The organism is Streptomyces sp. NPDC002671, from assembly GCF_053592475.1.
Genome location: NZ_JBSFVU010000017.1, coordinates 124,108 through 146,269 on the forward strand (window position 1 = coordinate 124,108; position 22,162 = coordinate 146,269).

Annotated in this window: 22 protein-coding genes and 1 pseudogene; 13 read left to right on the forward strand and 10 right to left on the reverse strand. The window is 71.1% G+C overall.

Translation table 11 applies throughout. From position 1 onward, the window contains the following. Positions 1 to 5: 5 nt before the first annotated feature. From ACWD35_RS25790 to ACWD35_RS25800, 3 genes are all read right to left on the reverse strand, one after another. A complete protein-coding gene (locus ACWD35_RS25790; protein WP_451353660.1) occupies positions 6 to 1,709 on the reverse strand; it encodes a bifunctional 3'-5' exonuclease/DNA polymerase in 1,704 nt (567 codons plus the stop codon). A gap of 63 nt (positions 1,710 to 1,772) precedes the next feature. Further along, positions 1,773 to 2,519 (reverse strand): Clp protease N-terminal domain-containing protein, encoded by a 747-nt coding sequence (locus ACWD35_RS25795; RefSeq protein ID WP_451353661.1) that lies wholly within the window; start codon positions 2,517 to 2,519, stop codon positions 1,773 to 1,775. An 81-nt stretch (positions 2,520 to 2,600) separates the two neighbouring features. Further along, a complete protein-coding gene (locus ACWD35_RS25800) occupies positions 2,601 to 3,119 on the reverse strand; it encodes an ArsR/SmtB family transcription factor (protein WP_451353662.1) in 519 nt (172 codons plus the stop codon). 73 nt (positions 3,120 to 3,192) lie between these two features. Between ACWD35_RS25800 and ACWD35_RS25805 the strand changes: the two genes are divergently transcribed. Both ACWD35_RS25805 and ACWD35_RS25810 read left to right on the forward strand, forming a co-directional pair. Next, the gene (locus ACWD35_RS25805) at positions 3,193 to 4,125 is read left to right on the forward strand and encodes a S41 family peptidase (protein ID WP_451353663.1); all 933 of its coding nucleotides are present in this window, start codon (positions 3,193 to 3,195) and stop codon (positions 4,123 to 4,125) included. Positions 4,126 to 4,213: 88 nt separating this feature from the next. Further along, on the forward strand, positions 4,214 to 5,320 hold the full coding sequence (locus ACWD35_RS25810; RefSeq protein ID WP_451353664.1) for a DUF2786 domain-containing protein: 1,107 nt from the start codon (positions 4,214 to 4,216) through the stop codon (positions 5,318 to 5,320). Positions 5,321 to 5,336: 16 nt separating this feature from the next. Here the strand turns inward: ACWD35_RS25810 and ACWD35_RS25815 are convergent, their stop codons facing one another. Beyond that, positions 5,337 to 5,852 carry a DUF4232 domain-containing protein gene (locus ACWD35_RS25815; protein WP_451353665.1) on the reverse strand — a complete coding sequence of 172 codons (516 nt, stop codon included), beginning with the start codon at positions 5,850 to 5,852 and terminating at the stop codon, positions 5,337 to 5,339. Between the two features lie 82 nt (positions 5,853 to 5,934). After that, positions 5,935 to 6,432: a hypothetical protein gene (locus ACWD35_RS25820; protein ID WP_451353666.1), complete on the reverse strand. Its 498-nt coding sequence runs from the start codon at positions 6,430 to 6,432 to the stop codon at positions 5,935 to 5,937. 153 nt (positions 6,433 to 6,585) lie between these two features. On the opposite strand from ACWD35_RS25820, the pseudogene ACWD35_RS25825 reads away from it, so the two are divergent. Then, positions 6,586 to 6,779, forward strand: a pseudogene (locus ACWD35_RS25825) (SRPBCC domain-containing protein); the annotation flags it as partial. Positions 6,780 to 6,925: 146 nt separating this feature from the next. Further along, on the forward strand, positions 6,926 to 7,192 hold the full coding sequence (locus ACWD35_RS25830) for a DUF397 domain-containing protein (protein WP_451353667.1): 267 nt from the start codon (positions 6,926 to 6,928) through the stop codon (positions 7,190 to 7,192). Between the two features lie 122 nt (positions 7,193 to 7,314). Here the strand turns inward: ACWD35_RS25830 and ACWD35_RS25835 are convergent, their stop codons facing one another. Next, entirely contained in the window at positions 7,315 to 7,863 is a 549-nt protein-coding gene (locus tag ACWD35_RS25835) for an ATP-binding protein (protein ID WP_451353668.1), read from the reverse strand. Between the two features lie 344 nt (positions 7,864 to 8,207). Here ACWD35_RS25835 and ACWD35_RS25840 point away from each other — a divergent pair, with 344 nt between their 5' ends. The 4 genes from ACWD35_RS25840 (at position 8,208) to ACWD35_RS25855 (ending at position 11,902) form a co-directional block, all read left to right on the forward strand. Then, positions 8,208 to 9,032 carry a helix-turn-helix domain-containing protein gene (locus ACWD35_RS25840; protein ID WP_451353746.1) on the forward strand — a complete coding sequence of 275 codons (825 nt, stop codon included), beginning with the start codon at positions 8,208 to 8,210 and terminating at the stop codon, positions 9,030 to 9,032. A gap of 69 nt (positions 9,033 to 9,101) precedes the next feature. Continuing rightward, on the forward strand, positions 9,102 to 10,562 hold the full coding sequence (locus tag ACWD35_RS25845) for an aldehyde dehydrogenase family protein (RefSeq protein ID WP_451353669.1): 1,461 nt from the start codon (positions 9,102 to 9,104) through the stop codon (positions 10,560 to 10,562). A 134-nt stretch (positions 10,563 to 10,696) separates the two neighbouring features. After that, positions 10,697 to 11,236, forward strand: coding sequence for a DinB family protein (locus ACWD35_RS25850; RefSeq protein ID WP_451353670.1), 540 nt, complete (start codon positions 10,697 to 10,699; stop codon positions 11,234 to 11,236). 24 nt (positions 11,237 to 11,260) lie between these two features. After that, entirely contained in the window at positions 11,261 to 11,902 is a 642-nt protein-coding gene (locus ACWD35_RS25855) for a PadR family transcriptional regulator (protein WP_451353671.1), read from the forward strand. Here ACWD35_RS25855 and ACWD35_RS25860 read toward each other — a convergent pair. Then, entirely contained in the window at positions 11,899 to 13,305 is a 1,407-nt protein-coding gene (locus ACWD35_RS25860; RefSeq protein WP_451353672.1) for a glutamate decarboxylase, read from the reverse strand. The genes ACWD35_RS25855 and ACWD35_RS25860 overlap by 4 nt on opposite strands. A gap of 113 nt (positions 13,306 to 13,418) precedes the next feature. On the opposite strand from ACWD35_RS25860, the gene ACWD35_RS25865 reads away from it, so the two are divergent. After that, a complete protein-coding gene (locus tag ACWD35_RS25865) occupies positions 13,419 to 14,198 on the forward strand; it encodes a MerR family transcriptional regulator (RefSeq protein WP_451353673.1) in 780 nt (259 codons plus the stop codon). Positions 14,199 to 14,224: 26 nt separating this feature from the next. Here ACWD35_RS25865 and ACWD35_RS25870 read toward each other — a convergent pair whose 3' ends face one another. After that, positions 14,225 to 14,590 (reverse strand): YbjQ family protein, encoded by a 366-nt coding sequence (locus ACWD35_RS25870; protein ID WP_451353674.1) that lies wholly within the window; start codon positions 14,588 to 14,590, stop codon positions 14,225 to 14,227. A 151-nt stretch (positions 14,591 to 14,741) separates the two neighbouring features. On the opposite strand from ACWD35_RS25870, the gene ACWD35_RS25875 reads away from it, so the two are divergent. Further along, a complete protein-coding gene (locus ACWD35_RS25875) occupies positions 14,742 to 15,707 on the forward strand; it encodes a DedA family protein (protein ID WP_451353675.1) in 966 nt (321 codons plus the stop codon). 10 nt (positions 15,708 to 15,717) lie between these two features. On the opposite strand, the gene ACWD35_RS25880 is transcribed toward ACWD35_RS25875, so the two are convergent. Continuing rightward, positions 15,718 to 17,379, reverse strand: coding sequence for a threonine/serine ThrE exporter family protein (locus ACWD35_RS25880; protein WP_451353676.1), 1,662 nt, complete (start codon positions 17,377 to 17,379; stop codon positions 15,718 to 15,720). A gap of 103 nt (positions 17,380 to 17,482) precedes the next feature. Next, complete coding sequence (locus ACWD35_RS25885; RefSeq protein ID WP_055708033.1) at positions 17,483 to 17,974, reverse strand: inorganic diphosphatase; 492 nt, start codon at positions 17,972 to 17,974, stop codon at positions 17,483 to 17,485. Between the two features lie 79 nt (positions 17,975 to 18,053). On the opposite strand from ACWD35_RS25885, the gene dacB reads away from it, so the two are divergent. The 3 genes from dacB (at position 18,054) to tilS (ending at position 22,086) form a co-directional block, all read left to right on the forward strand. After that, on the forward strand, positions 18,054 to 19,652 hold the full coding sequence (gene dacB / locus ACWD35_RS25890; protein WP_451353677.1) for a D-alanyl-D-alanine carboxypeptidase/D-alanyl-D-alanine endopeptidase: 1,599 nt from the start codon (positions 18,054 to 18,056) through the stop codon (positions 19,650 to 19,652). 73 nt (positions 19,653 to 19,725) lie between these two features. Further along, positions 19,726 to 20,859, forward strand: a complete 1,134-nt coding sequence (locus ACWD35_RS25895; protein ID WP_451353678.1) for a zinc-dependent metalloprotease — start codon at positions 19,726 to 19,728, stop codon at positions 20,857 to 20,859. Between the two features lie 195 nt (positions 20,860 to 21,054). Continuing rightward, on the forward strand, positions 21,055 to 22,086 hold the full coding sequence (gene tilS / locus ACWD35_RS25900; protein ID WP_451353679.1) for a tRNA lysidine(34) synthetase TilS: 1,032 nt from the start codon (positions 21,055 to 21,057) through the stop codon (positions 22,084 to 22,086). Positions 22,087 to 22,162 lie beyond the last annotated feature (76 nt).

Genomic DNA, 22,162 nt, shown 5'->3' on the forward strand with positions numbered 1-22,162 from the left:
CGCGTTCACTTGGCGTCGGCATAGCACTCCACCACCGCCGTCGTGAACGGGAACCGCACGGGTGTCTCCCCGAACGTCAGCCGCCCGGCGAGGTCGGCCGCCTCCCGGATGGCGTGGACGACGGTGTCGGCCTCCTCGGCGGGGCAGTGCACGATCACCTCGTCGTGCTGGAAGAAGACCAGCTCGGCCCTGAGGTCCGCGCAGGCCCGGCGCAGCGCGGCGAGCAGCAGCAGGGCCCAGTCGGCGGCGCTGCCCTGCACGACGAAGTTCCGCGCGAAGCGGCCCCGCGCGCGGGAGTTCGTGGACGCGTAGCCGGGGACCCACCCCTCGGCCCGGCCGTCCGCGGGGCTCTCTGCGTCGCCGTCGCCCACGGGGATGCCCGCCTCCTCCGCCGCGTCCTCGCCCGCCCCGGCGGCCGGCGGGCAGGTCCGGCCGAGCCAGGTGCGCACCAGGCGGCCCTCCTCACCGGCGCGGGCGGCCTCGTCGACGTAGGCCACGGCCTTGGGGAAGCGGCGGCGGAGCGCGGCGAGGTTCTTCAGACCGTCGCCGGAGGTCTGGCCGTAGACCGCGCCGAGCACGGCGAGCTTGGCCTGGTCGCGGTCGCCGGAGAAGGCCCGGTCGGAGACGGACTGGTAGAGGTCGCTCTCGCGGCCGGCGACCTCCATCAGGCCCGGGTCGCGGGAGATGGCCGCGAGCACCCGTGGCTCCATCTGGTCGGCGTCGGCGACGACCAGCCGCCAGCCGGGGTCGGCGACCACGGCCCGGCGGATCACCTTGGGGATCTGCAGCCCGCCCCCGCCGTTGGTCACCCAGCGCCCGGTGACCGTGCCGCCGGCCAGGAACTCCGGCCGGAAGCGGCCGTCGCGTACCCAGTCCTGCAGCCAGGACCAGCCGTGGGCCACCCAGATGCGGTACAGCTTCTTGTACTCCAGCAGGGGCTGGACCGCCGGGTGGTCGAGGGATTCGATCTCCCAGCGGCGTGTTGACTTCACCTTGATCCCGGCCTGGGCGAAGGCCTTGACCACGTCGGCGGGCAGGTCGGGCCGGACCCGGCGGCCGAAGGCCGCGGACACCTCGTCGGCCAGCTCGGCGAGGCGGCGCGGCTCGCCACCGCCCGCGTACCGCTCGCCGAGCAGGTCGTGCAGCAGCTCGCGGTGGACCTCGGCGCTCCAGGGCAGACCCGCGTGGTTCATCTCGGCGGCCACCAGCATCCCCGCCGACTCGGCGGCGGTCAGCAGCCGCATCCGGTCGGGGTGGGCGGTCTTCTCGTGCCGCCGCTGCTGGTCGGCGTAGACGGCGAGGAGGTCGCCGAGGGGCAGCCGGGTGCCCGTGGGCTCGAACAGCGGGGACTGGGCGCCCGGTTCGGCCGCGCGCTGCGGCGGGTCGGGCGGTACGGGGCCGCCGCGGAGGCGGGCCAGGGCGGCGGCGGCCGAGCGCGGCTCGCCGTACCGTCCCTCGTGGCCCAGCAGCAGTGTTTCGGCGTCCTCGATGTCGTAGCACCGCTCGACTCGCACCCCCGTGGCGAGCAGACGCGGGTAGACCTCGGGGGTCGACCGCCACACCCAGCGTGTCACCTCCGGGCGGCTCCGCACCGCCCCGGCGAGTTCGCTCTCCCGCCGCGCCGGCCCGGCGGGCAGCCCGTCCGGGCCGAGGGGGGCGACGTCCACGCCACCGTCCTCGGCCGGTGCGAGCGCCCACCGGTCGGTCATGACTGCGAGTGTGGCAGGCAGGTCTGACAATGGTGCTGACCTGCGGTTTCAGCCTTCCTGGCGTCAGTCCTCCTGGTCGGCCTCCGGCCCGTTCTTCTCCATCATCAGCGCGAGCACCCCGGCGACGTACTCCTCGGTCGCCGCCTTGGTGACGCCGAGCCCGTTGAGGACGCCCTCGCCGTTCTCGTGCTCCAGCAGGGCCAGCAGCAGGTGCTCGGTGCCGATGTAGTTGTGGCCGAGCCGGAGGGCCTCGCGGAAGGTGAGTTCGAGGACCTTCTTCACCTCGGGGCCGTAGGGGACGAGGTCCGGGACCTGCTCCGAGGCGGGCGGGAGCGCGGCGGTCGCGGCCTGGCGTACGGCGTCCAGCAGGACGCCCTGCGCGGTGATGGCCTTCGCGGCCAGGCCCTCCGGTTCGGCCAGCAGCCCCAGGACCAGGTGTTCGGGGCGGCCCTCGGGGTTGCGCGCGGTCAGCGCCTGGTTGTGGGCGGCCATGACCACGTTCCGCGCGCGCGGTGTGTAGCGGCTGAAGCCCTGGCTGGGGTCGAGGTCGGCGGACTCCTTGGGCACGAACCGCTTCTGCGCCGCCTGCCGGGTCACCCCCATGCTCTTGCCGATGTCGGTCCAGGACGCGCCGGAGCGGCGGGCCTGGTCGACGAAGTGCCCGATCAGATGATCGGCCACGTCACCGAGGTGGTCCGCGGCGAGCACCGCGTCCTGGAGCTGGTCGAGGGGTTCGGGGTGGACCTTCTTGATCGCCTCGATGAGGTCGTCGAGGCGTACGGATGCCGTGATGTTCGGGTTGGTCGCCATGTGTCAACCGTAGGTTGCCACCCTTGTGGTGTCAACCGACGGTTGACAGATCTGAAGGGGTCCAGCGCCCGGGTCGCCCGGCTATGACCCCGTGTGCTCGTACATCACCACCAGCACCCCGTGCACCGGCTCCCCGCCCGCGTCCTCCTCGGCGTCGTCGACCAGCTCGGCCAGGGTGTCCCGCAGTTGCCGTGCCCGCTCCGGGGAGAGGCGCAGATGCCGGAGGCTGAGCAGCGGGTCCCCGGGGGCGCGGTCCAGCTCCTGGGCGACCGCGCTCAGCAGTGCCGCCGTACCCGCCGCCTGCGGCTCCGCGACCCGCAGGCGCCGGCCGACCCGTCGGTAGTACTGCTCCGTCCCGCCCCGGACCTGCCGGGTCTCCACGACCTGGACGAGCCCGGCCTCGCGCAGCACCTTGAGGTGGTGTGCCACGCTGCCCTTGGCCACCCCGAGCCGCACCGCCAGCTGGCTGATCGTGGCGGGCTGATGGGTCAGCACGAAGAGCAGCCGCTGGCGCAGCGGGTGGGCGAGCGCGGCGAACTGCTCGGGGGCGGAGATCTCCAGTACATCCTCTTGTTCGCGTACGTCTTCGTGCTCGCGCATGTCGTCCCGTCCGGTCGCGCATCAAGCGTCTAATTTCCTTGACGCTTTCGCAAGTCGATGTTGTACTCCCATCATGACCACCCTGACGCCCGGTACGCCCGGTACGCCCCAGCCCCAGATCCCCGTCGCCGACACGGCCGCCGTGATCGAGGAGACCGCCCGGCTCGTCGCCGAGCAGTACGTCTTCCCGGAGGTCGGCGACCGGCTCGCCGCGCTGCTGCGCCGCCGCCTCGCCGAGGGGGCGTACGACGCCGGGAGCGCCGAGGAGCTGGGTGCCCGGGTCACCGCGGACCTCCAGTCGGACAACGGCGATCTGCACCTGTACCTGAGGTACCACCCCGACCGGGTCCCCGAGGAGCAGGGCGAGGCCGCGCTGGCCGAGATGCGCCGCCGGTTCGACACCTCCCTGGGCGGGATTCCGCGCGTGGAGCTGCTGGCCGGCGGCACCGCCCTGCTCGAACTGGGCCCGGCCCTCTTCCCGCTCGCCTGGTCCGCCGAACCGCTCACGGCCGCGCTCACGCTGGCCGCCCGCGCGCAGGCGCTGATCCTGGACCTGCGGGGCAACCGGGGCGGCGACCCGGAGACGGTTGCCTTCGTCTGCAGCTACCTGCTCGACGAGCGCACCCACCTCAACACCCAGTACACGCGCGCGGGGGAGCGCTACGACCAGTACTGGAGCCTGCCGCACGTCCCGGGCGCCCGCTTCGGCGGCACCAAGCCGGTCTACGTGCTCACCAGCGGCGACACCTTCTCCGCCGCCGAGGAACTGACGTACAACCTCCAGCAGTTGGGCCGCGCGGTGATCGTGGGGGAGACGACCAGGGGCGGGGCGCACCCGCGCGAGGGCTGGACGGTCCACCCGCATCTGGAGGTCGCGATCCCGGTCGCCCGCTCGATCAACCCGGTGTCCGGCACCAACTGGGAGGGCACCGGCATCCGCCCGGACATCGCGTGCGCGGCCGAGGACGCCCTCGACCGGGCGCTGCTGGAACTGGCGCGGCCCTGACAGCCGGGCGCGGCCGTCCACGGGCCGGTTGTCCACAGCCTGTGGACGACCGCGCCGCGCTGTCGGCGGCGCATGGCACGATCGACACGTGACCAGCACCAGCAGCACCGTCGAGCAAGCCTTCCAGGCCTCCCTCTACGACGACACCGACTCCGGCCTCGACACGGGCGCGTCCCTCCTCGCGGCCGACCCCGCCGCGGACACGGAACTCGCGCGGCGGGGCGAGGAGTTCGTGGCGGCGGCCTGGCGGCGCGGCTGGCAGCCCGCCGACGTCGTACGGCTCGTGCGGCGGGAGCTGGACGACCTCCACGTACTCCTGGCCGCCGGGCTGATCCGGGCCCAGGCCGGGCAAGACCGCCCGCGCGGGGGCCGCTGGGCCGCCCAGCTGGAGGCTCTGCCGCAGGACTCCGCCCACGCGGGCGACCGCTTCTCGCACGCCACCGCCGTCCTGGAGCTGTACCGCCTGCTGCTGCGGCTGCCCGCGCTCGAACCCCTGGAGGAGCCCCGCCGGGAGCACGGTCCCGCCGCCTCCCGCATGCTCACCCGCATCCGCGCCCTGCTCGCCAAGGCCGAGGCCACCGGGTTCCCGGAGGAGGCGGAGGCGCTCACCGCGAAGGCGCAGGAGCTGATGGCCCGGCACAGTGTGGACGAGGCGCTGCTCGCCGCCGCCGCGCCCGCGCCGGACGCGCCCGGAGCCTGCCGGATCGGGGTCGAGCCGCCGTACGAGCAGTCCAAGGCGGTGCTGCTGGACGCGGTCGCGACGGCCAACCACTGCCGCGCGGTGTGGAACGAACCGCTGTGCTTCACCACGGTCGTCGGTTTCGAGGCCGACCTGGAGGCGGTCGAGCTGCTCCACGCCTCGCTGCTGGTGCAGGCCACGCACGCGATGACCAGGGCGGAGGCCGCGCAGAGAGCCGGCGGCCGCAAGCGCACCAAGACCTTCCGGCAGTCCTTCTTCGCGGCCTACGCGCACCGCGTCGGCGACCGGCTCAGGGCCGCCGCCGAGACCCAGGTCACCCAGGATCTGCTGCCGGTGCTGGCCACGCGCGCGATAGCCGTCACCGACCGCCTGGACCACATGTTCCCGGAGACGACCACGACCCGGCTGCGCGGGGTGACCGACGCGGCCGGCTGGACGGAGGGCGCGGCGGCTGCGGACCAGGCCCAGGTCGGAGCCCGGCCGCGGCTGCCGTAGGCCGCGAGCGGCGCTGTCAGTCCCCGGGCCGCTGGAACGCGCTGACGTAGGCGTTCGGGTCGCCCTGGCCGGTCCGGCCGGCGATCGGTCCGTACTTCCACGGGAAGTCCTGGGAGGCCTTGCTGCCCGGCAGGGTGAGGTGCATCGCCGTGGCCTTCAGCGTCTTCGCGTCGCTGTCCTTGCCGCGCACATAGGTGACCGTGAAGGTCGCGGAGTCGCCCTTGGCGAGCTTCAGCTTCTGGGCCTTGGCTCCCGCCTGGGGCTTCAGGGTCACCGCGCGGCCGGCCTGCTCGAGCTCGACGTGCGGAAAGCCGTCCAGGGTGCAGGGCGCGCTCTGGTTAGTGATGCCGACGACGACCTCGCCGGTGTCCCCGGCCGCCGGTGCCACGCTCGCGGCACTGGCGTTGACGGAGGCCTTGCCGACGGCGCAGCCCGAACCGGCGCCCTTGCTCCCGCCCCCTCCACCGTCGTTGCAGGCGGTCAGGGCGAGGGCGGAGACGAGGACGGTGAGCGTGAGCGGAATGGCGCGCATGGGCTGGTTCCTGTCGAGGCGGTGACGGTGCCCCAGCATCATGGCGCCTGCGCCCCGGGCTCGTACGCGCGCCCCTCCGGAGTCACTGCTTCAGGCCGGTCGGCAGCCCGGAGGGCAGCTTGCCGCCCTCGGCCCGGGTGAACGTCTCCTGGCCGAGCTTGCCCGACCAGGTCACCTTCATGGCCTTCGCGTCGACCGAGTCGACCATGCCGGACACCCGGTCCTTGCTGCCGTCGGCGCAGGTCAGATGGATCATCTGCATCCCGGCCTCGGTGCCCGCCGTGCCGCTGCACACGGCACCGCCGGTCGCGAAGAGCCCCGCCTTCTTCCCGTTGACCACCAGCGCCACGACCTTGCCGCCCGTGGTGGTGATCCAGCTGCCCTCGAGCTTGCCGGAGGCCCCCGGCGCGGCGCCGGTGGGGGCACTCGAACCCGCGGTGGCCGTCGGGGACGGGCTCGGCGTGGAGTCGTCCTTGGAGCTGTCGCCCCCGCTGCTGCACGCCGTCAGCGCGAGCGCGCCCGTCAGACCCGCGGCCACGGCCACGGCCGTGGTGCGCACCCTTGCAGTCGCCCAAGTCACGTCAAGCTCCTAGCTGTAGCGGCCGGCCGCCCGTGGCCGGAGGACCCGCAGCAAGCTATCAGCAGGCCCTGGAGGGACCTGCGGACGCCGACCCGAGAGACAGGTAGGAAACCTCGACCGCAGCCCGGCCGGGCCCTGGCCGACCAATTCGACGATCCCGCCAATCCCGCGGACCGGATCATCACCTGGACCCTGGAACAGGAAGGGCGCGGAACGCGTCTGTTTCCAGTACACGAGGGATTCGATCCGGACGATCCGGCTCGGACGATGGCGTGGAAGATCATGGGCGGGGGCTGGCGGGACATGGCCTGCCCGCTCTGGGGCAGACGCTCAACCAGCTTCGGTAAAGCGGGCGTCAAAGGAGTAACCGAGGGAACACCCCGTGTGCACGTGCATCTGCCCATGCATCTGCATGTGAACAGGGCTATGATCCGGGTCAGTTGACTACAGCATCTATGGCCACACCAGCCAGTGCACCACCGGGGAGCGACCTGTGGACCACGACGTTGACAGCGTGTACAAGGGGTACGACGTGTACAACGGCATGGCTGCCACGCAGCTGGACGGAGTGGCCTGGCAGAAGAGCCGGCACAGCAACTCGCAGGGCTCCTGCGTGGAGTTCGCGCGGCTGCCGGGCGGCGACGTGGCCGTACGCAACTCCCGTTTCCCGGACGGGCCCGCGCTCGTCTACACGCGGGCGGAGATCGAGGCGATGCTCCTCGGCGTCAAGGACGGCGAGTTCGACCACCTGACGAGCTGACGCACGTGCACCGGCCGCGAACGGGCCGGTCGTGCAGAGATGTCGGACGGGTTAACGCGCGTAGAAAGACTCCGCGGTCGAAGGCTGTGAACACAGAAGGCCGTGAATGCCGCGTTCCGGCTTCAGTCGGAGGACTGAAGCCGGAACAGCGCCCATACGACCTTGCCGCTCAGCGTGCCCGCGAGCGGGTGCCAGCCCCAGCTGTCGCTGAAGGAGTCGACCAGGAACAGGCCGCGACCCGACTCCGCCGAGAAGTCGTCCGAGTCGCGCGGGACGGGTGTCTCGTGGCTCGGGTCGCGTACCGCGCACACCAACCGCTCGGTCCAGCGCATCAGATGCAGCCGCACGGACGGTCCGTGGTCGGCGGCACGGCCCGGCTCGGCCGAGTCGGCAGGTGCGGCCCGCAGGGCCTCGCTGGAAGGATGGTGGGGGAGCGGCAGGCCATGTCGCAGGGCGTTGGTGACGAGTTCGGAGACGACCAGGCATATGTCGTCGAAGCGGTCGTCCACGCCCCACTGGTCGAGGGTGTTCCGGGTGAAGCGACGGGCCTCGCGCACCGCTTCGTAGCGGGCGGGCAGTGCGCAGGAGGCGGCATCGGACACGGCCGCGGGGTCGAGTGGCGGAAGGCCCTGCCGTAATGGCTTGAGCATGGTCGATCCATTCGTTCCCATGCGAGGCACTCCCGGGATTCCGCGGTCGTTGCGATGCAGCGGTGGCGCGGGACCATGGTTTCGGATGGGAAGAGCAGATGCAAGGGCAGATGCACGTGCACGAGACCGAATTGAACCTGCCCGTACCGCTTCTTGGCCATTTTTTCCGCCATCTGGGAGTCGTCTGCGGGCGGTTGGCGGCGGCGAACCCGTCTCCGCCCTGCGCACAAGCGGCCGACCTCTTTCCGTTTCCGTAACCGGATGAGTACTGCGCGAAGCGTTTTAGTGGCAGACTTCGGCCCCTGAAGACGGTTGGGGAGGCGACGAACGTGAGCGCGGGAGAGCCCGGATCGGTGGTGCGGCGCATGCTGCTCGGCTCGCAACTCAGGCGACTGCGTGAAGCGCGGGGGGTCACGCGCGAGGCGGCGGGATACTCCATCCGCGCCTCCGAGTCGAAGATCAGCCGGATGGAACTGGGCCGGGTCAGCTTCAAGACCAGAGACGTCGAGGACCTGCTGACGCTGTACGGCATCAACGACGAGGCGGAGCGCGAGTCGCTGCTCTCCCTCGCCCGGGAGGCCAACGTCGCGGGCTGGTGGCACAGTTACACCGACGTCCTGCCCAGCTGGTTCCCCACCTATGTGGGCCTGGAGGGCGCCGCCTCCCTCATCCGCGCCTACGAGGTGCAGTTCGTGCACGGCCTGCTCCAGACCGAGGCGTACGCCCGCGCGGTGGTCCGGCGCGGCATGAAGGGCGCGAGCCCGGCCGACGTGGAGCGGCGGGTCGCGCTGCGCCTGGAGCGGCAGAAGCACCTGCTGGACGACAACGCCCCCGAGTTCCACATCGTGCTGGACGAGGCCGCACTGCGCCGCCCGTACGGCGACCGCGAGGTGATGCGCGGCCAGCTCCAGCACCTGATCGACCTCTCCGAGCGGCCCAACCTACGGCTGCAGATCATGCCGTTCAGCTTCGGCGGGCACTCCGGCGAGAGCGGCGCCTTCACGATCCTCAGCTTCCCCGAGTCCGACCTGTCCGACGTGGTCTACCTGGAGCAGCTGACCAGCGCCCTCTACCTCGACAAGCGGGAGGACGTCGCCCAGTACGAGCAGGCGCTGAAGGAGTTGCAGCAGGACAGCCCCGGCCCGGACGAGAGCCGGGATCTGCTCCGCGGACTCCTTCAACTCTCTTGAAACACAAGTACGATGACGTGTGATCAGACTGTGAGTGGATCTGGTGTCTGCTAACGATTGAGGGATCACATGTCGTCCTACTTCACCGACCTGGCCCTGCAGTACATCGACGGTGAGTGGCGTCCGGGTACCGGCTCCTGGGACGTCATCGACTTCAACCCCTACAACGACGAGAAGCTGGCCGCCATCACCGTGGCCACGGTCGACGAGGTCGACCAGGCCTACCAGGCAGCCGCCCGCGCGCAGAAGCAGTGGGCCGCGACCAACGCGTACGCCCGCCGTGCCGTCTTCGAGCGGGCGCTCAGGCTGATCGAGGACCGCGAGCAGGAGATAGCCGACCTGATCATCGCGGAGCTGGGCGGCACGCGCGTCAAGGCGGGCTTCGAGCTGCACCTCGCCAAGGAGTTCCTGCGCGAGTCGGTCCACCTGGCGCTGCGCCCCGAGGGCAAGCTGCTGCCCTCCCCGACGGACGGCAAGGAGAACCGGGTCTACCGGGTTCCGGTGGGCGTCGTCGGCGTGATCAGCCCCTTCAACTTCCCCTTCCTGCTGTCGCTGAAGTCGGTGGCCCCGGCGCTCGCCCTCGGCAACGGCGTGGTCCTCAAGCCGCACCAGAACACCCCGATCTCCGGCGGCACCCTGGTCGCGAAGATCTTCGAGGAGGCGGGGCTGCCGGGCGGTCTGCTCAACGTCGTCGTCACCGACATAGCCGAGATAGGCGACGCCTTCATCGACCACCCGATCCCCAAGGTCATCTCCTTCACCGGTTCCGACCGGGTCGGTCGGCACGTCGCGACCGTGTGCGCCAAGAACTTCAAGCGCGCGGTGCTCGAACTGGGCGGCAACAGCGCGCTGGTGGTGCTGGACGACGCCGACATCGACTACGCGGTGGACGCGGCGGTCTTCAGCCGGTTCGTCCACCAGGGCCAGGTCTGCATGGCCGCGAACCGGGTCCTCGTGGACCGGTCCGTGGCCGACGAGTTCACCGAGAAGTTCGTCGCCAAGGTCAAGACCCTCAAGGTCGGCGACCCGAGCGACCCGCAGACCGTCATCGGCCCGGTGATCAACACCACCCAGGCCAACGCGATTTCGGGCGCGATCGAGCAGGCGCTCGCCGAGGGCGCCACCGCCCTGGTGCAGGGCACCGTCTCCGGCAACCTGGTCGAGCCCACCGTGCTGACCGACGTGCCCGCCGGCTCCAGCCTGCTCCAGCAGGAGGTCTTCGGCCCGGTCGTCTTCCTCGTCCCGTTCGACGGCGAGGAGGAGGCGGTCCGGATCGTCAACGACACCCCCTACGGCCTCAGTGGCGCCGTGCACACCGGTGACATCGAGCGCGGTGTGGCCTTCGCGAAGCAGATCGACACCGGCATGTTCCACGTGAACGACGGCACCGTGCACGACGAGCCGCTCGTCCCCTTCGGCGGCGAGAAGCACTCCGGCATCGGCCGCCTGAACGGCGAGACGACGATGGAGGCCTTCACCACCATCAAGTGGATCTCCGTGCAGCACGGCCGCAGCGGCTTCCCGTTCTAGGTTTTCCTTCGGGGCTTTCATCGCCCGACGGGCCCTTGCGGACAGAACCTGACCGCAAGGGCCCGTAGCTTTCTCGGTGTCAGGGAAACGGACCCGAGGACACCCGGGGAAAACCCGAGGAAAGGCGGCCGGTCATGGTCACGCACGTGAGCGCGGAGACACAGGGCGACGAGCGCGGGGCGCTGCTCTCCTTCCTGGAGGAACAGCGCGGCGGGATCCGCCGGGCCCTGCTGGGGCTCACCGAGGAACAGGCCCGCATGCGCCCCAGCGCGAGCGAGCTGTCCCTGGGCGGTCTGCTCAAGCACGTGGCCGAGGTCGAGCAGGGCTGGGTGGCGCGCGCCAAGCAGGAGCCGCCGGCGATCAAGCGCGACGAGTCGAACTGGCACGAGTGCTTCCAGCTGACCGAGGACGAGACGGTCGCCGGGCAGCTCGCGTACTGGGCGGAGGTCGCCGCCGAGACGGAGAAGTTCATCCGTTCCGCGCCCAGCCTGGACGACTCCTTCCCGCTGCCGCCCGACCCCTGGTTCCCGCCGGAGGGCCGCGTCTCGCTGCGCTGGCTGTGCCTGCACCTGATCCGCGAGACGGCCCGGCACGCCGGCCACGCCGACATCATCCGGGAGTCCCTGGACGGCAAGACCGCGTTCGAGCTGGTGGCCCTGGAGCAGGCGGGATAGCCGTACACGCCTAACCTGGACCGCATGTCAGCGATCCGTCTGCTCGTGCTGGGCGCGGTCCGCCAGCACGGGCGGGCCCACGGCTACCAGGTGCGCGCCGACCTGGAGTACTGGGGCGCGCACGAGTGGTCCAACGCCAAGCCGGGCTCGATCTACCACGCCCTGAAGCAGATGGCCCGGCAGGGACTGCTGCACGCGCACGAGATCGCGCCGTCCACGGCCGGGGGACCGCCCCGCACCGAGTACGAGGTCACCGAGCAGGGAACCGAGGAGTACTTCACGCTCCTTCGGGAGGCCCTGGCCGCCCGCGACCGGAGCATCGACCTGCTCTCCACGGCCATCGGCTTCATGGTCGACCTGGAGCGCGCCGAGGTGGTGGCCCTGCTCCGGGAGCGGCTGCGCCGGCTGGCCGAGTGGCGCGGCTCCGTCACCGAGCACTACATCCCCGAGGACGGCCCGGAGAGGCTCGGCCACATCGGCGAGATCATGAACATGTGGGTCCACGCGGCCGACGGCGAGGCCGCCTGGACCCAGGGCCTGATCGCACGCATCGAGAAGGGCGCCTACACCTTCGCCGGCGAGGGCGAACCGTTCGTCGGCGTACTCGCCGAGGGCCAGGAGAACCCCTACGCCACGGGGGAGCGGCACCCCGAAGACACGCGCTAGTGGTGGAACCCGGTCGCCGCCTCCTTGTCCCGGACCAGCGGGTGCGGCTGGCGGCGCAGCTCCGGCAGGAGGCGGGTCAGGTCCGCCATGAACAGGTCGGCCAGGTCGTGCGAGAAGCCGTTGCGGCACACGACCCGCAGCACGGACAGGTCCTCCCGGTTCGGCGGGAAGGTGTACGCGGGCACCAGCCAGCCGCTCTCGCGCATCCGCCGGGAGACGTCGAAGACGTCGTACGACGACACACTGTCGGCCATGGTGAAGGCGAAGACCGGCAGCTGGTTCCCGCGCGTGAGCAGCTGGAAGTCGCCGAGCGCCGCGATCCGCTCCGAGAGCGAGCACGCCACCTCCCGGGTGGAGCGCTGCACCAGCCGGTAGCCCTCCCGGCCCAGCCGCAGGAACGAGTAGTACTGCCCGACCACCTGCGCACCGGGCCGCGAGAAGTTGAGTGCGAAGGTCGGCATGTCGCCGCCCAGGTAGTTGACCCGGAAGACCAGCTCCTCGGGCAGCGCTTCCTGGTCCCGCCACAGCGCCCAGCCGACGCCCGGGTAGACCAGGCCGTACTTGTGCCCCGAGGTGTTGATCGAGGCCACCCGGGGCAGCCGGAAGTCCCACACCAGGTCCTCGTCCAGGAAGGGCGCCACCATGCCCCCGGACGCCCCGTCGACGTGCACGGGGATGTCGAGCCCGGTGCGCTCCTGGAGGGCGTCCAGGGCCGCGCACAGCTCCGCGACGGGCTCGTACGACCCGTCGAAGGTGGAGCCGAGGACGCCGACGACCCCGATGGTGTTCTCGTCGCACAGCTGCGCCGCGGCCTCCGGATCCAGGTGGAAGCGGTCGCCCTCCATCGGCACCTGCCGGGCCTCCACCTCCCAGAAGTTGCAGAACTTCTCCCAGCAGACCTGGACGTTGACGCCCATGACCAGATTGGGCCGTGCCCCCGGATAGCGGTGGGCGTTGCGCTTGGCCCACCGGCGCTTGAGCGCCATCCCGGCGAGCATGCACGCCTCGCTGGAACCGGTGGTCGAACAGCCGACGACGGCCGAGGGGTCCGGCGCGTTCCACAGGTCGGCGAGCATCGCCACGCAGCGCTTCTCCAACTCGGCCGTGCGCGGGTACTCGTCCTTGTCGATCATGTTCTTGTCCCGGCACTCCTGCATCAGCTTCCCGGCCTGCGGCTCCATCCAGGTGGTGACGAAGGTCGCCAGGTTCAGCCGGGAGTTGCCGTCCAGCATCAGCTCGTCGTGCACCAGCTGGTACGCCGTCGTCGGGGACATCGGGGCGTCCGGGAGCCGGTGTGTGGGCGGGGCCTCGGTCATGCCGCCGACGGGGTTGGCCTCACCGAAGAACGGGTTGACCGCCAGCGACCGCTCGTCGTGTTTCTCCGGACCTTGGTGCAGCGCCATGGGCTTGCCCTCCTCAGCAGCGGAGTGGATGCGTGGCTTGGATTGAAGCAGGCTTGCACCTCACGTGGCGTGAGGCCGCACCGTGGAGCGCGTACCGACCGAAGGAGCGGAAAGTGAGCTACTCCGTGGGACAGATCTACTCCGTGGGGCAGGTCGCGCAGTTCGCCGGGGTCACGGTGCGCACCCTGCACCACTACGACGAGATCGGCCTGCTCGTCCCGAGCGAGCGCACCCACGCCGGTCACCGGCGCTACGGCGACGCCGACCTCGACCGGCTCCAGCAGATCCTGTTCTACCGGGAGCTCGGCTTCCCGCTCGACGAGGTCGCGGTCCTGCTCGACGATCCGGACGTGGATCCGCGCGAACACCTGCGCCGCCAGCACGAACTGCTGACCGCCCGGATCGAGAAGCTCCAGAAGATGGCCGCGGCCGTGGAGCACGCCATGGAGGCACGCAAGATGGGCATCAACCTCACGCCGGAGGAGCGGTTCGAGGTCTTCGGGGACAAGGACCCCGAGCAGTACGCCGAGGAGGCGGAGGCGCGCTGGGGCGGCACGGAGCAGTACACCGAGTCGCAGCGCCGCGCCGCGACCTACACCAAGGAGGACTGGAAGCGGCTGCAGGCCGAGGTCGACGACTGGAGCGCCCGGTACGCCGCCCTGGTGGCCGCCGGTGACCCGCCGACCGGTGAGGCCGCCATGGAGCTGGCCGAGGAGCACCGGCAGCACATCAGCAGGTGGTTCTACGACTGCCCGTACGAGATGCACCGCTGCCTGGGCGACATGTACATCGCCGACGAGCGGTTCAGGGCGTTCTACGACTCCATGCACGAGGGTCTCGCCGAGCACCTGCGGGACGCGATCACCGCGAACGCCGACCGGCACACGGTGTGACCTCCCGTCCCCCTGGCCCGGGAGCGCTACTCCCGGGCCAGCACCACGGCCGTCCCGTACGCGCACACCTCGGTGCCCACGTCCGCGGTCTCGGTCACGTCGAACCGGAACGCCAGCACGCCGTTGGCGCCACGCGCGCGTGCCTGCTCCACCAGCCGCTCCATGGCCTGGTTGCGGGTCTCCACGAGCGTCTTGGTGAGCCCCTTCAGCTCGCCGCCGATCATGGCCTTCAGCCCGGCGCCGATCTGGCTGCCGAGGTGCCGTGAGCGCACGGTGAGCCCGAAGACCTCGCCGAGGACTTCCTGCACCCGGTATCCGGGCATCTCGTTCGTCGTCACGACCAGCACGTCCGGCTGGGGCCCCTGGCCGCCACCGTAGTCATCGAGTCCCATGGCTCACAGCTTCGTCCCGGTTGTCGCACAGTGCATCCTGGAGCCACCCGTGGAACCTGGGGCGGCCATCTGGCGTTGATAGCGTTGTGCGACCACGTGTGGCCCACATGGACGCCGTAGCCGTCCTCGTCCCCCTCAGGAGCCCGGACCCGTGATGACACTCGCCCTCGGCCCGAGCTGGCTGGACCCCAACTATCTGCTCGACACATACAGCATCTGGGGTCTGCTGCTCGTCGTCTTCGCCGAGTCCGGCCTGCTCATCGGTTTCTTCCTGCCGGGTGACTCGCTGCTGTTCACCTGCGGCCTGCTGATCACGTCGCACCAGCTCGACTTCCCGCTGTGGGGCGCGATCGCGCTCATCTGCCTCGCCGCGATCCTCGGTGACCAGGCGGGCTACATGTTCGGCAAGAAGGTCGGCCCGTCCCTGTTCAACCGGCCCGACTCACGCCTGTTCAAGCAGGAGAACGTCACCAAGGCGCACGAGTTCTTCGAGAAGTACGGCCCGAAGTCCCTGGTCCTGGCCCGCTTCGTGCCCATCGTGCGGACGTTCACGCCGATCATCGCCGGCGTCAGCGGCATGCGGTACCGCTCCTTCCTGACCTTCAACATAATCGGCGGCACCCTGTGGGGCGCGGGCGTCACGCTGCTCGGCTCCTGGCTCGGCAACATCGGCTTCGTCAAGAAGAACATCGAGGCGATCCTCATCCTGATCGTCCTCGTCTCGGTGGTCCCGATCGCGATCGAGTTCCTGCGGGCCCGGAGCAAGGAGAAGAAGGCCCCGCGGACCGAGCCGGCGGCCCCGCAGACGGTCCGCCCGGCACCGCCGATGGACGACGCGACGACCCAGCTGCGCCGCATCGAGCCGGAGCAGCCGTACCCGCAGCAGCATGGGCAGCAGTACCAGCAGGAGCCGTACCAGCAGGAGCAGTACCAGCAGCCGTACCAGCAGCCCCAGCCCCGGCAGCAGGACTGGAACCAGGGGTACGACCCGCGGCAGAAGCAGGGCTACGACCAGCAGCCGTACTGGGACCAGCAGGACCAGCAGCAGTACCCGCAGCAGTACGACCAGAACCAGTACGACCAGAACCAGTACCCCTACGACCACCGCCAGCACTAGCAAGGGGCGATCAGAAACCCCGAGTCCGCTTCGCAGCCCTCCGCTTCCCGGCGGAGCCGATCCGCAGGGTCAGCCGGGAGATCTCCGAGCCCAGGTTGACGCCGATGGCGATGGCCATGGCGAGCGAGGCGGCCTTGGCCAGCGACACCAGCCCCTTGTCGACCTGGTTCTGCGCCATGGACAGCAGCCCGAAGTACGTCGCGGAACCGGGCAGCAGCGGCCCGATCGCCGCCGTCGTGTACGGCAGCGCGGAGGCGAACCGGTAGCGCGACAGCAGCTGTCCGAACAGGCCCACCAGGCCCGCCGCGACGGCCGTGGAGGCGACCGGGGAGATGCCGCCCGCGTAGTGCATCGCGCCGTACACCGACCACGCGACACCGCCGTTGAGCGTCACCCACAGCACGGTGGATCGTTCCTGCTGGAGCAGCACCGCGAAGGTCAGCGACAGCATCATGGAGGCCGCGATCTGCAGCAGCGGCCGTTCGGAGATGTTCAGTGCCGCGTCCGGGTTGAGCCTGCCGCCCACCTTCACGCCGAAGTACAGGACGGTCAGCACGCCGATCACGATGCCGACGAAGAAGTACATGACCTCCAGCAGGCGGGCGGCTGCGGTGATGTAAAAGCCCGTCAGCCCGTCCTGCACGCCCGCCACCAGCGCCCGTCCGGGCAGCAGCGCGAACAGTCCACCGGTGATGACGGCGGACGCCGCCACGTCGACGTGCGCCAGCGCGAAGGCCACCCCGATCGCCGCAGGAGGCATCGCGGCGATCGTGAACTGGTAGAACTCCGGCAGCCCGCGCCCGGCGCACAGCCAGGCGAGCCGGTCGCCGAGCATCGCGCCGATCGCCGCCGCGACGAACACGAGCAGGTCACCGCCGACCAGCACGGAGGCCGCGCCGGCGAGCAGTCCGCTGGCCAGGGTCAGCGCCCAGCCGGGGTACGGGTGCCGGTTGCGGCGGATCTCCGCCAGCCGCCGGTAGGCCTCCTCCAGGGAGACATGCGTCTCCGGGTCGGACAGGTCGTCCACCAGCCGGAACACGGCCGCGAGCCGCGTGTAGTCGGTGCCCCGCCGCCGTACCGTCCGGGACGCCGTGACCGGGTCCTCGACCAGCGACGGCTGGTGCGAGATCGACAGCAGCGTGAAGGTGACGGTCGGCTCGCAGCGGTCCAGGCCGTAGGAGCGGCACACCGCGAACATCGCGGCCTCCACGTCCTCCGCGCCCTCGCCGCCCGCCAGCAGCAGCTCGCCGATACGCAGGGTCAGGTCGAGCACGCGCGGGATCGCCGGGCCGCCCTCCTCCTCCACCCGCTGCACCGGCTCCGGCGCCGGCCGCTCGGTCACCGGCATGCGCAGCATCGTCCGCATCCGGTCCTGCCAGGGCGCGTCCTTGATCAGGCTGACCGCCGGCATCCCGGTCGCCGGGGTGAACGCGGACGGCGCGTGATAGCCGCGCGGCGTGGTGAACGCCGACCCCTCCGGTTCGGCGCTCGGCGGGTGCGGTGTCTCCAGGCCCCGCGGCACCGCGAACTCGGACGTCGTCTCCGGCTCAGCGCCGGCCTCGGGGACCTCGATGCCCTCGGGAATGGCGAACTCGGACGTCAGCTCCGGGTCGTACACGGCTCGCGCCTCGTCCGACCGGGGCTTACGGTCCTGCGCCTCCGCCTGCGTCACCTCAAACCGCTCCCTGAACGACACCTTCCGTAGGCCTCAGTATGCGCATGCGTACGCAAACGGGCCGCACGCGTGTGCGTACGGCCCGTGGAATGCAGGGAGATCAGTGACCGCCCTGCTCCTCGAAGCGCTTGTAGGAACGCTCGATCTCCGCCTCGGCGTCCGTGCGGCCCACCCAGTTGGCGCCCTCGACCGACTTGCCGGGCTCCAGGTCCTTGTACACCTCGAAGAAGTGCTGGATCTCCAGGCGGTCGAACTCCGACACGTGGTGGATGTCGCGCAGGTGCTCGACACGCGGGTCGGTGGCCGGAACGCAGAGCAGCTTGTCGTCGCCGCCCGCCTCGTCCGTCATCCGGAACATGCCGATCGCACGGCACTTGATCAGGCAGCCCGGGAAGGTCGGCTCGTCCAGGATGACCAGCGCGTCCAGCGGGTCGCCGTCCTCGCCGAGGGTGTTCTCGACGAAGCCGTAGTCGGTCGGGTAGGCGGTCGAGGTGAAGAGGCGACGGTCCAGGCGGATCCGACCGGTCTCGTGGTCCACCTCGTACTTGTTGCGCGAACCCTTCGGGATCTCGATCGTGACGTCGAACTCCACCGGTGGCTCCTCCATGATCAGCACATAGTTCTGGTGATTAAGTGTCCCTCACGCAGGTGTGTGATCGCGAAAGGGGCTGGTGGTCGTGCCAGAGCTGAGGCCTTGGCGAGCCGCGAGACCGCACGTGGTGCGGATCGCGAACGCCGTACGACCGCGTCTGGCGAGCGCCGTGACGGCTGCGAAACCGCGGACAGCACGGCTGACCGGGGCACTGCGACCGCTGCTCGGCCGCCTCCCCCGGCCACGGACCCTCAGGACCTGGCACTACACCGCGGGTGCCGCCACCGCCGGGCTGGCGCTGGCCGCGGGCGTGGTGTCCGTGACAGGTCCCTGGGACGCCAACGGTCAGCGTACGGCCGAGCGGGACCGCGCGGTCGCCCTGGAGCGGACGGGTGGCGCAGATCACGGCTCCGGCACGGGCGCGGGGGCGCCGCGCCCCGCGCCGAGCGCCGAGGCCGTCCTGGCGGGCCTGGGCGGCGCCACGGGGGCCGTGACGACCAAAGAAGCGCCGCCCGGGGAAAAGGCCCTCTCGGACGTCCTGAAGCCCTTCCTGGACGCCCCTGCGCTCGGCGCCGGCCACTCGGCGGCCGTCGTCGACGTCGCCACCGGCAAGCGCCTCTACGGCACCGGTGCGGAGAAGGCCCTCACCCCCGCCTCCACCACCAAGATCGCCACCGCCGTGGCCGCGCTGTCCGCCCTCGGCCCCGACCACCGCTTCACCACCCGTGCCGTCCTCGAACCCGACACCAGGGAACTGGTTCTGGTGGGCGGCGGCGACCCGACCCTGACGGCCCGGCCGAAGGCCGGAGGCTGGGCGAGCCTGCGCACCCTGGCGGCCCAGACCGCGAAAGCCCTGCAGGGCCGCGGCATCCGCAAGATCACCCTCTCCTACGACACCACGCTCTACTCCGGGCCCGCACTGCACCGCATGGGCGTCGACGACAACATCGCGCTCGTCAGCGCGCTGACCGCCGACCAGGGCCGTACCGACGGCTCGACCGAAGGCCCGGCCGTGCGGGTCACCGACCCGGCGGCGGACGCGGCCCGGAAGTTCGCGGGCTTCCTCAAGGACGACGGGATCACCACCACGTCCCCCGGCCTCTCCAAGGCCACCACGCGCGCGCAGAGCCTTGCCACCGTCTCCTCGCCGCCGCTGTCCGCGGTGGTCGAGCGCATGCTGACCTACAGCGACAACGACATCGCCGAAGCCCTGGCCCGTCAGACCGCCCTCGCGAGCGGCCGACCGGCCAGCTTCGCCGGCGGCGCCAAGGCCGTCGGCGCCCAGCTGCGCAAGCTCGGTCTGCCGGTCAACGGCGCCGCCTTCCACGACGGCAGTGGCCTCGACCGCGACGACCGGCTCACCGCCGGCCTGCTCACCGCCCTCCTGGTCAAGGCCGGCGACCCGGCCCGCCCCGGCCTGCGCCCCGTCCTCACCGGCCTCCCCGTGGCCGGCTTCACCGGCACCCTGACCAGCCGCTTCACGGACGGCGCGGCCGGTGTCGTACGTGCCAAGACGGGCACCCTGACCGGCGTGAACACCTTGGCGGGCACGGTCGTGGACCAGGACGGCCGCCTCCTCGCCTTCGCGTTCCTCGCCTACGGCACGACGAACCGTCTGGAGGCCCAGTCGGCCCTGGACAGGACGGCGACGGCGTTGGCGGGGTGCGGCTGCCGGTGACTGTGTGCCGACCCCCGGCCCCAGCGCACCACACGGCCTGCCCCAAGTGGGACTGCTCACGTACGGTTGACACATGACGAGCATCGGTGGCGCCACATCTCCCGGGATGGTCGACTGGAACCTCGCGGTGGCAACCGCGACACGGCTCGTACGACCGGGCCCCGAAGTCAGCCGTGACGAGGCCAGGGCCGTCGTCGCGGAGCTGCGCCGGCACGCGAAAGCCTCGGAGGAACACGTCCGGGGCTTCACTCGAATGGCCACCGACGAGACCCACGACACCCCCGTCCTGGTCGTCGACCGGCCCGGCTGGGTGCGGGCCAACGTCGCCGGCTTCCGGGAGATCCTCAAACCGCTCCTGGAGAAGATGCAGGAGCGGCGCGGCAGCACCCCCGGCGGCGCGGTCCTCGGCGCCGTCGGCGGCAAGGTCACCGGCGTCGAACTCGGCATGCTGCTGTCGTTCCTGTCCTCCCGCGTCCTCGGCCAGTACGAGACCTTCGCCCCGGCCAGCCGCGACCTGCCCGCCGCGGCGAACGGCGGCGGCCGGCTGCTGCTCGTCGCGCCCAACATCGTCCACGTCGAACGCGAACTCGACGTCGAGCCGCACGACTTCCGCCTCTGGGTGTGCCTGCACGAGGAGACGCACCGCACGCAGTTCACCGCCGTGCCCTGGCTGCGGGACCATCTCGAGGGCGAAATCCAGTCGTTCTTGGCGGAGACCGACGTCGACCCGATGACCTTCCTGGAGCGCATCCGGGACGCCGCCCAGTCCCTCGCCGGCGGTCGCCCCGAGGGCGAGGAGGACGACGGCGGACGCTCCTTCGTGGAACTCGTGCAGACCCCGGCCCAGCGCGAGATCCTCGGCCGGCTCACCGCCGTGATGTCGCTGCTGGAGGGCCACGCCGACTACGTCATGGACGGCGTCGGACCGAGCGTCGTACCGACCGTCTCCGAGATCCGCGAGAAGTTCCAGCAGCGCCGCGCCAAGGGCGCCTCGCGGCTCGACCTCGCCCTGCGCAAGCTGCTGGGTCTGGATGCCAAACTCAGGCAGTACCGGGACGGCGAACGCTTCGTACGGGCCGTCGTCGGACAGGTCGGCGTCGACGGCTTCAACCGCGTATGGACCTCACCCAACACCCTGCCCACCAAGGCGGAGATCGCCAAACCGGCGGACTGGATCGCGCGGGTGCACCGCAAGGCCGAGTCGTGAACGGCGCGAAAGGGTCGTGAACCGAATCCGGCCGACGGCAGTCGAACGCCTCTCCAATCACCCGTCCGAGGGACCGTCGGCGATGGGTAGGCGTGCAATGCTCGGGGAACGGCCCGCTTCTGTCACCATCGACACACTCTGAGTGACCGAACTCGGGGTCGCCCCCGAAAACTTCATGAATGAAGGGAACCGGACATGGGTCCCCATCCTGCGGTCGCGGCGATACGCCTGGCGGTCCGCCGCGTCCTCCACGACATCCTCAACGACCACCAGACCTCCGGCGACCAGCCGGACCGGCCGGCCGAGCGGCCCCCCTCTCCGCTCGTGCTCGCCGCGTGCTCCGGCGGCGCCGACTCCATGGCGCTGGCCTCCGCCCTCGCCTTCGAAGCGCCCAGGCTCGGCATGCGCGCCGGCGGCATCACCATCGACCACGGCCTCCAGGCCGGCTCCGACCTGCGCGCCGACGAGGTCGTCCTGCGGCTGCGGGAACTGGGCCTCGCCCCCGCCGAATCCGTCGCCGTAACCGTCGGCCGCGAAGGCGGCCCCGAGGCCGCCGCCCGGGACGCCCGCTACGCCGCCCTCGACGCCGTTGCCGATCGCCACGGCGCCGCCGCGATCCTGCTCGGCCACACCCGGGACGACCAAGCGGAAACCGTCCTGCTCGGCCTCGCCCGAGGCTCCGGCATTCGCTCTCTGTCCGGAATGGCCGCGGTCTCGGGGGCCGGCGGCCGTTACCGGCGCCCCTTCCTGCAGCTCGACCGGCAGACCGCCCGCAAGGCCTGCATGGTCCAGTCCCTGCCTGTCTGGGACGACCCGCACAACACCGACCCGGCCTACACCCGCTCCCGGCTCCGCCACGAAGGGCTGCCCGCGCTGGAGAAGGCCCTCGGCAAGGGTGTGATCGAGGCGCTCGCCCGCACCGCCCAGCTCTCCCGCGACGACGCGGACGCCCTCGACGCCTGGGCCGGCCAGGCCGAGGCCTCCGTGCGCGACGCGGCGGGCCTGCTGGAGTGCGCCAAGCTGTACGCCCTGCCGCCCGCCGTGCGCCGCCGCATCCTGCGCCGTGCCGCCATCGAGGCCGGTGCTCCGGCCGGTTCGCTGTTCGCCCGCCACATCGAGGAAGTCGACCGGCTGATCACCGGCTGGCGCGGTCAGGGAGCCATCAATCTCCCGGGCAAAGTCGTCGCCCAGCGTCAGGGTGGCAGACTGGTGATTCGGCAAGGCTGAATCGCGGTGATTCGGCGAGGCTGGATCCCGACGCCAGGAGAGACCCTCCGAAGGCTGTCCGGGCAGCCGGTGGCCG

Bases quoted from the DNA above. Each gene is read 5' to 3' on its own strand.
- ACWD35_RS25790 (WP_451353660.1), bottom strand. From the start codon at position 1,709: ATGACCGACCGGTGGGCGCTCGCACCGGCCGAGGACGGTGGCGTGGAC.
- ACWD35_RS25795 (WP_451353661.1), bottom strand. From the start codon at position 2,519: ATGGCGACCAACCCGAACATCACGGCATCCGTACGCCTCGACGACCTC.
- ACWD35_RS25800 (WP_451353662.1), bottom strand. From the start codon at position 3,119: ATGCGCGAGCACGAAGACGTACGCGAACAAGAGGATGTACTGGAGATC.
- ACWD35_RS25805 (WP_451353663.1), top strand. From the start codon at position 3,193: ATGACCACCCTGACGCCCGGTACGCCCGGTACGCCCCAGCCCCAGATC.
- ACWD35_RS25815 (WP_451353665.1), bottom strand. From the start codon at position 5,852: ATGCGCGCCATTCCGCTCACGCTCACCGTCCTCGTCTCCGCCCTCGCC.
- ACWD35_RS25835 (WP_451353668.1), bottom strand. From the start codon at position 7,863: ATGGGAACGAATGGATCGACCATGCTCAAGCCATTACGGCAGGGCCTT.
- ACWD35_RS25840 (WP_451353746.1), top strand. From the start codon at position 8,208: ATGCTGCTCGGCTCGCAACTCAGGCGACTGCGTGAAGCGCGGGGGGTC.
- ACWD35_RS25845 (WP_451353669.1), top strand. From the start codon at position 9,102: ATGTCGTCCTACTTCACCGACCTGGCCCTGCAGTACATCGACGGTGAG.
- ACWD35_RS25850 (WP_451353670.1), top strand. From the start codon at position 10,697: ATGGTCACGCACGTGAGCGCGGAGACACAGGGCGACGAGCGCGGGGCG.
- ACWD35_RS25855 (WP_451353671.1), top strand. From the start codon at position 11,261: ATGTCAGCGATCCGTCTGCTCGTGCTGGGCGCGGTCCGCCAGCACGGG.
- ACWD35_RS25860 (WP_451353672.1), bottom strand. From the start codon at position 13,305: ATGGCGCTGCACCAAGGTCCGGAGAAACACGACGAGCGGTCGCTGGCG.
- ACWD35_RS25870 (WP_451353674.1), bottom strand. From the start codon at position 14,590: ATGGGACTCGATGACTACGGTGGCGGCCAGGGGCCCCAGCCGGACGTG.
- ACWD35_RS25895 (WP_451353678.1), top strand. From the start codon at position 19,726: ATGACGAGCATCGGTGGCGCCACATCTCCCGGGATGGTCGACTGGAAC.
- tilS (WP_451353679.1), top strand. From the start codon at position 21,055: ATGGGTCCCCATCCTGCGGTCGCGGCGATACGCCTGGCGGTCCGCCGC.